The sequence below is a fragment of the Sulfitobacter sp. SH24 genome (assembly GCF_965641895.1).
GTDB lineage: Bacteria > Pseudomonadota > Alphaproteobacteria > Rhodobacterales > Rhodobacteraceae > Sulfitobacter > Sulfitobacter dubius.
Genome location: NZ_CBFFKK010000002.1, coordinates 68,004 through 78,812 on the forward strand (window position 1 = coordinate 68,004; position 10,809 = coordinate 78,812).

The window sequence follows — 10,809 nt, forward strand, 5'->3', positions numbered from 1 at the left end:
GGTCAGCTCCGGTTTTCGGGGGCGGTCACGTCGCGCAGACCGTCACCCATCAGGTTGATCGCCAGCACCAGCACGAAAAGGACAGCGCCGGGGATCAGGACGAGCCATGGCTCGAACAGCATCATGTTCTTGCCTTCGGAGACCATCAGCCCCCAGCTTGGCGTCGGCGGTTGCACCCCGAGGCCAAGGAAGGAAAGTGCGGCTTCGAGAAGGATCGCATGGGCCATTTCCAGCGTCACGACGACGATCAGGTTGTTGGCGATGTTCGGCATGATCTCGGACAAGAGGATGCGCGGTGTGGAGGCGCCGATGACCTGCGCCGCCGCGACATATTCGCGCCGCCGCACCTGCATGGTCGAGGCGCGCATGACCACCGCGAAACGGTCCCAGAGCAGCAGGCCCAGCACCATGATCACGACTTGCAGTGACCCGCCAAGGATCGCCACGACCGCGAGGGCCACCAACACCACGGGCATCGCCAGACGCACGTTGATGAGGAAGGTAACGACCGCATCGACCTTGCCACCGAAGTAGCCCGCAGCGACGCCCATGGCTGTGCCGATCACGCCCGAGATCAACGCCGCCACGGCCCCGATCAGCAGCGAAATTCGCGCACCGTAGATCAGGCGCGACAGGTAATCGCGGCCCAGATGGTCGGTGCCCAAGGGATGCTCCCAAGTGCCACCCATGAAAACGGGCGGCTCCATCCGGGTCATCAGGCTTTGGGCATAGGGATCATGCGGGGCTATCCACGGCGCGAGGATCGCGATGATCGTGAGGATGATCAGAACGACCGCCCCGATCAGCAGACCTTGGTGCCCAAAGACGCGCTTGCGCAGCATCTGGCCGGGGGTCGGGCCGGTGATTTCGTCCAAAAGGCTGTCATGTGTACCAGCGGTGATCATGTCAGCTGCTCCTCATGCGGGGGTCGAGCCATGCGTTCAGCACGTCTGCGAGGAAGGTGAAAACGATGTAGAACATCGAGAAAATCAGGATCAGCGCCTGCACCGTGGGCAGGTCGTTGCGCGCGATGCTTTCCCAAGCGAGGTAACCCGCGCCATGCAGAGCAAAGATCGATTCAACCACGATGGAGCCGCCCAGCATGAAGCCCATTTGCACGGCGGCAAGGCTCACCACGGGGATGATCGCATTGCGCAGCGCATGACGGAACAGCACACGGGTTTCGTTTGCGCCCTTGGCTCGTGCGGTGCGGATATAGTCAGAGTTCAGAACATCCAGCATGCCTGCACGAGTCAGGCGCATGATGGCGGGCATGGCGTAATAGCCCAGCACGATGGTCGGCAGGATGAAATGCCGCCAAGTGTCGGTGCCCGAAGGCGGTAGCCAACCCAGTTGGATCGCAAAGACCACGATCAGGATCAGGCCGAACCAAAAGCTCGGCATTGCTTGCCCCGCGACCGAGATGAACAGTGCCACACGGTCAATGATGGAGTTGGGGCGGATCGCAGCGATCACGCCAAGCGGCACGGCGGTCAGCAGCGCAAAGATGATGCCGCAGACACCCAGCGTCATGGTGACGCTCAGGCGGTCAGCGATCAGCGAGGCGACGGGCAGGCGGAAATAGTAGCTCTCGCCGAAATCGCCCTGAAGGGCGGAGAACAGCCATTCGCCATATTGCACCAGCATGGGCCGGTCGAACCCGTAGAGACGGCGCAGCGCCTCGATATCTTCGCCACTGGCGGTTTCGCCTGCAAGTGCTGCGGCGGGGTCGCCCGACAGGAACAGCAGGCTAAAGCTGATAAACGACACGGTGAAGGCCACGAGAAGGGCCAGTCCCAATCGTTTGAGAATGAATTGAAGCACGGGTGCAACTACCTTGAGGCTGCGCCGCAGGCGGGGGCCTGCCGCGTGGGTCTGGGTTGGGTGCGGAAGGGGGGAGGGGCAGGGGCGCCGATCACGGCGCCCCTGCCGTTAAGTTTACTTCCAGCTAACCGTGGTGAAGCGCAGAACTTCGTCGGCTGTGGGTGTGTATTCCACCTCGTTGGTGGTCACGTAGTTGGTGTTGTAGGAGAACATCGGCGCCCAATAGGCTTCCTCGGTGATGCGTTCGATCGCCTTGGTGTAGTTCTCTTTGCGCACCGCCTCATCGGTCGAGCTGTCGGCGATGTTGAGGTATTCCAGCGTCTCATCGTCCATCGCGTAGTCGAGCGAGCCATGTTTGAAGAACTGGCTGACCATCGCGGAGGCGTCGTTGATCGAATAGCTGCCCCATGTCTGGAACGACACGGCGGTTTCACCCTTCATGTTCTGCTCGCGCAGGGCGGAATACTGCAACATCTTGAAGTTGGTATCGATGCCCACGGCGTTGAGATAGCTGGTGATCGCCTCGGCATATTCACGGTCGCGGTAGGCGTAGAAGTCGATGGTCAGACCGTCCTCATAGCCCGCCTCGGCCAGCAGTTCCTTGGCTTTCTCGGGGTTGTACTCATATTCGACCGCCGCTTCTTCGTCACAGCCGAACTGGCTGGGGAAGCAGGGGGTGTAGACGACTTTGGACTTACCTTTGAGCAGCGCGTCGACCAGTTCCTGACGGTTGATCGCGTAGTTCACAGCCTTACGTACGCGCACGTCGGTGAAGGGGCTGTCCTCGGACCGGCCCGCCGCATCCAACGTCAGATAGCCGACGCGCATGGTGGATTCGTTGGAGACTTGGAACTCGTCCCGCTCCGCCAGCTTTTCGGCTTGATCGGATGGTACTTGCCAAATCAGATCGAGCGAGCCGCTGAAGAGTTCGGCCATCTGCGTGTTCACATCCGGAATGGTGCGGATATCTACGTTTTTGATGCTGGGCTTGCCCTTGGGGCTGTCGTGGTAGCCCTCATAGGCTTCCAGTTTGAAGTGCTGGCCGGGCACGACTTCGGTCACCTTGTAGGGGCCGGTGCCGACTGGTTTCAGGCCCATGCCCTCGGGTCCGGCTTCTTCGTAATAGTCGCTGGGATACATCGACACGGGGCCGGAAAGGAATTCAATCGCCGCCGGGAAGTTTTCTTTCAGCATGATACGCACGGTGAAGTCGTCGACCTTCTCGGCCGATTTCATCCAGTTCACGTTGCGCTGCGTTTTCACGCCATTGGCTTCATCGGCGACGTAGTTGACGGTAAAGACCACGTCATCGGCGGTGAAGTCCGACCCGTCGTGGAATTTCACGCCTTCGCGCAGTTTGAATTCGATGGTCGTGTCGTCGATCCACTCCCATTCGGTGGCGAGGTTGCCCATGTATTCGTTGCTGACGGGATCGCGGTAGATCAGCCCATCCCAAACCGCACGCTGCAGCACAACGCCTTCGCGCGACGAGTTGAAGTAGCTGTCGACGTTCTCAAGCTCTTTGGTGAAGGCGACATTCAGCGTGTCGTCTGCCTTGTCCGCCCAGGCCGCGCCCGTGGCGGCGGCTAGGATAAGCCCGGTGATGGTTGATTTCAGGACCGTGGATTTCATGGTCAACTCCCCTGTTGGTTAACGAATTCAGTTCCGTATCTTTTCGACTTGCGAAACGTATCATATAATAATACTTGATATCGCTATACGATTAGTAAACGCAATCCGTTCGGTATACGTCAAGCCCCGGTTTGATGTTTTGGGCTAACTTTCGGGGTAGGTGATTGGAAAAGAAGCAAAATACGCTCTATGTGGGGTCACTCGCCAAAGGGCTGCGATTGCTCCGCGCCTTTGATGAATCGCATACGGAATTGTCCCTTGTGGCGCTGGCAGAGCGCAGCGGGCTGGACAAAAGCGCGGTGCAACGTCTTGCAAATACGCTGCATATCGAAGGGATGCTTGACAAAGATCCGGTGACCCGGCGTTTTCGTCCGTCCCATGCGTGGCTTGAGTTGGCCTATGCCTATTACTGGTCGGATCAACTGGTTGGGCAGGCGATTCCCAAGCTGATCGACCTTAGCCAAGAGATTGGCGAGACGGTCAATCTGGCCGAGCTTTCCAAGGATCATATCATCTACGTGAGCCGCTTGCCCTGCCAACGGACCTATTTCGCGGCCACGGTCATCGGGCGGCGGCTGCCTGCGCTTTCGACCTCCGGGGGGCGCGCGATTATCTCGACTTTCTCGCCTGAGGATCGGGAAGAGGCGATTGAGACTTGGCCGCTTAAAGCCTTCACCCCGCGCACCACTCTGGACCGCGCGACGATCCGCAACAGCATCGATGAGGCGGTTCAGCAGGGCCACGCGATTTCCAGCGATCAGATGATCCTGTCTGAGATTGGCGTGGCCTGCCCAATCACCGGCCCCGACGGGCGCGCCTTTGCGGCGGTGCAGTGCTCGGTTTCGGCCCATACATGGACGCGCGAGCGGATCAGGGCCGAGATTCTGCCGCGACTGCAAGACACTGCGAATGCCATCTCGCCCTCGTCACAGGTGCACCGACGTTAAAAGGCCGGGGCATTGCGGCCCCAGCCCGTGTTTTCTCATTCCCAGTTTAGCTTTTCTTCGCGTTCCCAAAACCGCAGCTTGCGGCAGGATTGAAGGAAATCATCCGCATTCTTGGCAGAGACTTCCACCGTGCCCTCGTCCTTCTCAACGCCGGCGGCATTGAGCAGCGGATCGGCGGCTGTGGTCCAGGCGATGAACTTGTTATGCGCAAAGGCGTCCGAGACGAAATCCTGTGCGGGTTTGTTCTTGGCGATCTTGTCAGCCTTTTCATCGCCAAAGACCAAGGCCACCGCATCAAAGACCACCGACGGCCCACCGTCGATCTTCTCATCTGCCGCGCGGGTGCTGCAGTCCGATAGGGTCACCCCTTGAATATGCGGCGTCACGATGGCGACCATCGCACCTTCATCGGCGAATGTTTTCTCCAAGGCTTCCACGATCGACGCATCGGCGCCCTCCGTCAGGAACAGACCCAGCTTGCGGCCCGCGAAAGTGTTCGGCGGGTTTTTCAGAATGCTGAGCGCATCTGACGGCGGCAGATCGGTGATCGGTTCCCGCGCGGGTGTGGCCGGTTCCGGCATCTCGGTCACGCCGAGCCCTTCGGCCACCTGTTTCGCCAGATCGTCATGCACGTTCATCAGATGCGACAGCATCCGCAGGCGAATGCGCTCTTCCTGACATTTCGACAGTTCGAAGGTATAGGCCGCCGCGATATGCTGCTGTTCGATCTCGGTCTGGCTGATGTAGAACTGCCGCGCTTGGCTGTAGTGGTCGGCGAACGTCTCAGAACGCACGCGCTGTTTGGTGCCGCTGACCTCTTCCGCATAGCTTTTGAACCCAATCTCGGGGTTTTCACGCGGGCCACCATCGTCGCCCCAACTGTTCGGCTCATAGTTCACGCGGCCCTTGGGGTTGTGCATCGCCATATGGCCGTCTTGCTGGAAATGGTGGAACGGGCATTTTGGCGCGTTGATCGGAATATGGGTGAAGTTCGGCCCGCCGAGCCGTTTGATCTGCGTGTCGAGGTAGGAAAAGTTCCGACCCTGCAGCAGTGGGTCGTTCGTGTGGTCGATCCCGCGCACGATGTTCTGGGTGCAAAAGGCCACCTGCTCGGTCTCGGCAAAGAAGTTGTCGACATTGGCATCCAGTGTCAGTGTCCCGATGATGCGCACCGGCACCTGTTCTTCGGGGATCAGCTTGGTCGCGTCGAGGATGTCGAATTCAAAGTTATCGGCAAAGTCATCATCAAAGACCTGAATGCCCAGATCCCACTGCGGGTAGTCGCCCGCGTCGATGGCATCCCACATGTCGCGACGGTGGAAATCGGGGTCCGCGCCGTTGATCTTGAGCGCCTCGTTCCAGACCACCGATTGCAGACCCTGCTTCGGCTTCCAGTGGAACTTGACGTAGTGCGATTTGCCCTCGGCATTGACCAACCGGAAGGTATGCACGCCGAAGCCTTCCATGAAGCGGAAGGAGCGCGGGATCGCCCGGTCGGACATCTGCCACAGCGTCATATGGATCGCCTCGGGCGAGAGCGAGACGAAATCCCAAAAGTTATCATGCGCCGATTGCGCCTGTGGGAAGCCCCGGTCAGGGGCGGGTTTGACGGAGTGGATGAGGTCGGGGAACTTGATCGCGTCTTGGATAAAGAAGACAGGTATGTTGTTGCCAACGAGATCCCAGTTACCCTCTTTGGTGTAGAACTTCGTCGCAAAGCCGCGCACGTCACGGGCCAGATCGAAAGAGCCCTTGTTGCCCGCCACGGTGGAGAAGCGGGTGAAGGTCGGGGTTTTCTCGCCCACACGCTGGAAAATATCAGCGGCAGAAAGCTCGGGGATCGCTTCGGTCAGCTCGAAATGCCCATGCACCCCGTAGCCGCGCGCGTGAACGACACGCTCTGGAATGCGCTCATGGTCAAAGTGGAACATCTTTTCGCGAAAGATGTGATCTTCCATCAAGACCGGCCCACGCGGACCTGCTTTGAGCGAGTTCTGATCATCCGCGATGGGCCCGCCCTGCGCGGTTGTCATCGTCTTTTCGCGGTCCGTGGTTTGCTGACGGGGCTCGCCGCCTTTGCCAAGTTCTTTGTCTGTCATGATCTTACTCCACAGGGCCCCCGGGATATGGTCGGGAGGATTTCTTGCTAATATGTGGCGGGCCGAAAGGGCCGCTTAAGAACGGGGAGCAATTGCCTGCCCCTACGAGAGTTCAACCTCCCCGAGAGCCAAGTGTTCCGACACATTTGCCGTCGGATTGCGAAAATTTTTGCTGGGCCGAAAATGGTCTGGGTCCGGATAATCGGTGGGTGTAAACTGATCTGCCTGCCCATGCAGAAACGACGACAAAACCGCGATATGTGTAGGTAGATCCCTTACGCGCACACGCTGAGATGGCGGTACCTGCGGGGGCCAGAATTCCAGCGCACCTTGGCGTAGCTGGTCAAGCAGCAGTGCCGCATTGGGCAGGCAGTCGTCGGCCAGATAATCCACTCCGGCCAGCCTGTCGCATAATGTATCGGCCATGCCGCCTTTGGCCCGTCCAACAAGGCGGCATGAGGCTTCGACCCAAATATCATCCGCATGAAGCACCGATTTGCCCAATGCCCTCAAGGCGCGGATTATTTGACGGTCTTCACCGCAGGGGATTGGGGCAAAGCCGCCAACGGCTTGATAAGCGTCCCGAGTGAAGCCAAGGCTGGCACCGGGGGCCCCGCCGTGGCTGCCGCGCAGATTGGCACAATTGGGGGCATTGCGGGCGTAGAACTCAATTACCAATTGGCGGTAAGCAACTTCATAGTGGTGTAAATTCGGGTCTAATCCGGCCAAGCAGACGGCCTCTTTGGGGTTCAACGTGACTTTGCCGCAGATGGCATCAAACTGTTGCAGATGGTGAAGGCTCTGCGCGACCCAATCGGGGCTGACACGGCAATCAGCGTCGGTTGTCAGGATGTGGCGCAGGTGGGGCATCTGTTCTAACGCCAAGGCGCAGCCGCGCTGTCTAGCAGCGCCAACCCCCATGCCGGGGGCGAAGGTGAGGTCAAGAACGGTCAGATCAAGACTTTGCTGCAAGGCAATGGCCTGTGCTACTGCGCCGGTGTCATCGTCGGTGTTGTTCATCACAAGAATCACACGGACACGGTCGTTGCACTGTGGCGCCAGCGCGATGAGGCAATCGCCAATCCGCTCCGCCTCATTGCGGGCGGGGATGATAATCGCGGTATCCTTACAGCGCTCGAAACTCATTCGCCGCTCCCCGGCAGTGCCCGGTCGATGCGGTAATCGTCGGTTTGGGTCAGTCGGGCGAAATCACGGGCTGCAAGTGCCTGTGCAAATCCTTTCAACGCTTCCTCTCCCTGAAGCGGATTTCCGGTGGGGCCAAGCCATGTCACACAGATGATCTCGGCCTGCGGCCATCGGGCCTGAATGTCGATTGCCAGTTGTTCCAGTCCCGCACGATCAAGGAAATACAGCACCTCCGACAGGATCAGCAGATCGAAATCGCCCTCTGGCAAGGGACCGGGGTAGAAGCCCTGAACGAACCGGCCTTGGGGAACCGCCTGCCGTGCGGCGCGCAGGGCGCTGGCCACGGCGTCCATCCCGGTATAGCGCGCGCAAAGGTCGATCAGATGCCGCGCCAATTGCCCGTTGCCGCAACCCAACTCAAAGGCCGAGCGGTATCCGCTTTGTGACAGCGCCGCACGGGTTGCTGCAAATTTGGCTTGTTCATAGGCGCTATGTTCAAACCCCCAAGGATCGCTGGTTTGTGCATAAAGCCCTTGCAGGTGATCCAACCCCACACCCATCACGGCATCCTCCAGAAAATTTCGTCGTTCTGGGCGAAGAGGTCGACCATTGCTTCGGGCAAGACAAAGCCGTCGGGGTCGTCCTGCACGATCTGTCCAAGCTGGCTACGATGGGCCCGGATCCCGGCGATCTTGGTCTGGCGCACCGCAGAGGTATTGAGGCGGACAGGGTCATATCGCGCGGTATTCTGTGCAAACTCTGGATCGTCCCAACGGCTCCAGACCGGGTAGCTGTGGAAATGCAGGTCGGGCCGCTTTCCCCGCAGGGTTTCGGCATGCTGCGCCGTTGTTTGATGGTCGCAATGCTTGTCTTCGCGGGCCGGCACAAAGACGTGCTTTGCTTTGTGTCTGTCGATCACTTCGGTGAGCGCTGCCAAAACTTCGGTTTCAGCGACCACATGCAGGCGGCTGTCGGGCAAGCCGAGCCATGTCACGTCGTCAGCCGTGCCGCCCAAGATTTCAACTGCTTTGATCAACTCGATGTGGCGTTCAGCGGCCAATCGCGCTGACGGCCAGTTAACGGAGGACGGGTGGCTGGCGCTCCCGTCGGTCAGGCAGATCACATGTGCGCCTGCATCCGCGAAGGCGCGGGCAAGCAAGCCTCCACATGCAAGGGTTTCGTCATCAGGATGAGGGGCCAGAACCACAATCTTCTCGTGGCCCGAGAGGGCTTGGTGGAGGGCTAAGTTTCCACTCATTTAAAGACCCCCCAGATTGTTTCTTCGCTGGAAAGGGCATGGCGTGCGGCGCGCTTCAAAAACGCATCCCGTGCGGCTTGGCGCAGGTAGACCGACAAGTCACGCGCCATGCGTCCAGTTTCGGATGCTGCCGCGAAGTGTCGCAGTCCGAGGCTTTGCTCCACCGCTTTGATCGCCTCCAAGGCGCCTTCTTCGGTATAAATCCGTGCGGCGATTGAGGTGCTAACGATGGTCTCTTCTGGGGCGTTATCCAAACTGGCAAGCGCCGCGCGTTCCGCCAATGCCATCCCGGCCCAGACACGCATCAGTACCTGCATAAGTCGTGCCAATTGGGCGTCAGCCTCTAACCGGTCCATGTCGCGAAGAGCGGTTGCCGCCGCATCAATCAGCCCTGCCGCAGCGCCAGCCTGAAGTGCGGCGATCCGCCAGACCCCACCCACGAAATGCGGCTCTTTCAGATAGTCGCCGGGGACGCCGATAAGGTTTTCCTTAGTCACGGCTATGCCGGAAAGATCGAACTTGCCCGAGGCGGTGGCCTGCATGCCCAACATATCCCATTGCGAAGCATCGCCGCGTTGCGGGTCGGTCACGTCAATCAGCGCTAGTTGAACTTTGGAGCCAGAATTCACCGAAATGAGTGCATGGGTGACAGTGCCAAGGCCTGAGGCAAAAACCTTTTCACCCTGCAATGCACCGTCGCTAATCGTAGCAGGTTTTTGACCATCTGCGCCCCATACCCCCAAAAGGCCACCTTGCCGAGTCAGTTCTTTTGCGTGGCTTGCCTGCGCGGTATTGCCGTACAGATGGATGAGCCGCAGCGCGTTCACATGGCCCTCCCACAACCGCCCGACGCTAAGATTGGCCGCGCCAATCTGCATCAGCGCGTGAACGGTGCGCAGCGGCGTGGTCGCGCCGTCCTCCAGCATCAATCCGGCGTCGCGAAGAATGTCGATGGATGTGCCGATCGGCCTTTCGCCGATTTCTTCTTTCCGTGCTGCCGCGCGCAATGCATGTCTGGCAGCATCGTTCAAAACGTTAATTTGGGATGCGGGCGGGAATGGATCGAAACGCGGCGCACTGTTCATGGCAGGGCCCGACAACTGGCAATATGAAAAACCATCAAATCAGGCGTCACAATTCACTCCCTATTCATAGAACGGGAAGCTTGCGCGAACGGCAGCACTTCCCATGCGAGTGCAACCGTTCAACTTATGAGATGGTTCCCGCCCACGTTGCAGTCTTGCAAAGCGCGCGGAGTGGGCGCGTTTACCCTTCGGGGATGTCGCCCATCACTTTGGGGACATGGTAGCCTTTTTGCACCGCGTCCCGCGCCCGCAGGCGTTGGTACCACGCACGCACATTAGGATAATCGGCAAGGTCAATCTGCTGCCATTCATAGCGCGAAACCCAAGGCCAGCAGGCCATATCGGCGATCGAATATTCGCCGCAGATATGGTCGCGCCCTTCAAGTTGTTTGTCGAGCACGGAGTAGAGGCGTTTGACCTCAGCGCCGAACCGCTCTTCGGCATAGGCGGCTTTGCCGGGGTTGAAATGCAAGAAATGATGCGCTTGCCCGGCCATGGGGCCGAAACCGCCCATCTGCCACATCAGCCATTGCATCACCTCTGCCCGCGCCGTCTGACCTTCTGGCAAGAAGCGGCCATGCTTCTCGGCCAGATACCACATGATCGCGCCGGATTCCATCAAGCTGACCCCGGCCTCATGATCGACGATGGCGGGGATTTTGTTGTTGGGGCTGATCTTTAGAAACTCGGGGGCGTGTTGTTCATCTTTGCCAATATTTATGGCATGCACGTTGTAGTCGATCCCTAATTCTTCGAGTAGGATTGAGACCTTGCGGCCGTTTGGGGTGGTCCATGTATAAAGGTCGATCATCGCTTTT

Annotated in this window: 11 protein-coding genes; 2 read left to right on the top strand and 9 right to left on the bottom strand. The window is 59.1% G+C overall.

Features of this window, described 5'->3' with window-relative positions:
- Positions 1 to 2: 2 nt before the first annotated feature.
- From ACSQ16_RS01370 to ACSQ16_RS01380, 3 genes are all read right to left on the bottom strand, one after another.
- Positions 3 to 905, bottom strand: coding sequence for an ABC transporter permease (locus ACSQ16_RS01370; RefSeq protein ID WP_243263714.1), 903 nt, complete (start codon positions 903 to 905; stop codon positions 3 to 5).
- 1 nt (position 906) lies between these two features.
- Positions 907 to 1,824: an ABC transporter permease gene (locus tag ACSQ16_RS01375; RefSeq protein WP_243263715.1), complete on the bottom strand. Its 918-nt coding sequence runs from the start codon at positions 1,822 to 1,824 to the stop codon at positions 907 to 909.
- Between the two features lie 114 nt (positions 1,825 to 1,938).
- Positions 1,939 to 3,456 carry an ABC transporter substrate-binding protein gene (locus ACSQ16_RS01380; RefSeq protein ID WP_243263716.1) on the bottom strand — a complete coding sequence of 506 codons (1,518 nt, stop codon included), beginning with the start codon at positions 3,454 to 3,456 and terminating at the stop codon, positions 1,939 to 1,941.
- Positions 3,457 to 3,620: 164 nt separating this feature from the next.
- Here ACSQ16_RS01380 and ACSQ16_RS01385 point away from each other — a divergent pair, with 164 nt between their 5' ends.
- The gene (locus ACSQ16_RS01385) at positions 3,621 to 4,403 is read left to right on the top strand and encodes an IclR family transcriptional regulator (RefSeq protein ID WP_093928806.1); all 783 of its coding nucleotides are present in this window, start codon (positions 3,621 to 3,623) and stop codon (positions 4,401 to 4,403) included.
- A 35-nt stretch (positions 4,404 to 4,438) separates the two neighbouring features.
- On the opposite strand, the gene ACSQ16_RS01390 is transcribed toward ACSQ16_RS01385, so the two are convergent.
- From ACSQ16_RS01390 to ACSQ16_RS01410, 5 genes are all read right to left on the bottom strand, one after another.
- Complete coding sequence (locus ACSQ16_RS01390; RefSeq protein WP_243263717.1) at positions 4,439 to 6,502, bottom strand: catalase; 2,064 nt, start codon at positions 6,500 to 6,502, stop codon at positions 4,439 to 4,441.
- A gap of 102 nt (positions 6,503 to 6,604) precedes the next feature.
- Complete coding sequence (locus ACSQ16_RS01395) at positions 6,605 to 7,648, bottom strand: glycosyltransferase (protein ID WP_243263718.1); 1,044 nt, start codon at positions 7,646 to 7,648, stop codon at positions 6,605 to 6,607.
- Complete coding sequence (locus ACSQ16_RS01400; protein WP_243263719.1) at positions 7,645 to 8,208, bottom strand: class I SAM-dependent methyltransferase; 564 nt, start codon at positions 8,206 to 8,208, stop codon at positions 7,645 to 7,647. Before ACSQ16_RS01400 ends, ACSQ16_RS01395 begins: the two co-directional genes overlap by 4 nt.
- Entirely contained in the window at positions 8,208 to 8,906 is a 699-nt protein-coding gene (locus ACSQ16_RS01405) for a PIG-L deacetylase family protein (RefSeq protein WP_243263720.1), read from the bottom strand. The genes ACSQ16_RS01400 and ACSQ16_RS01405 overlap by 1 nt, the downstream gene beginning before the upstream one ends.
- Positions 8,903 to 9,832 carry an acyl-CoA dehydrogenase gene (locus tag ACSQ16_RS01410; protein ID WP_435988447.1) on the bottom strand — a complete coding sequence of 310 codons (930 nt, stop codon included), beginning with the start codon at positions 9,830 to 9,832 and terminating at the stop codon, positions 8,903 to 8,905. The genes ACSQ16_RS01405 and ACSQ16_RS01410 overlap by 4 nt, the downstream gene beginning before the upstream one ends.
- 25 nt (positions 9,833 to 9,857) lie before the next feature.
- Here ACSQ16_RS01410 and ACSQ16_RS01415 point away from each other — a divergent pair, with 25 nt between their 5' ends.
- Entirely contained in the window at positions 9,858 to 10,061 is a 204-nt protein-coding gene (locus ACSQ16_RS01415) for a hypothetical protein (protein WP_435988448.1), read from the top strand.
- A 111-nt stretch (positions 10,062 to 10,172) separates the two neighbouring features.
- Here ACSQ16_RS01415 and ACSQ16_RS01420 read toward each other — a convergent pair whose 3' ends face one another.
- Positions 10,173 to 10,802, bottom strand: coding sequence for a glutathione S-transferase family protein (locus ACSQ16_RS01420; RefSeq protein ID WP_243263722.1), 630 nt, complete (start codon positions 10,800 to 10,802; stop codon positions 10,173 to 10,175).
- Positions 10,803 to 10,809: the final 7 nt, after the last annotated feature.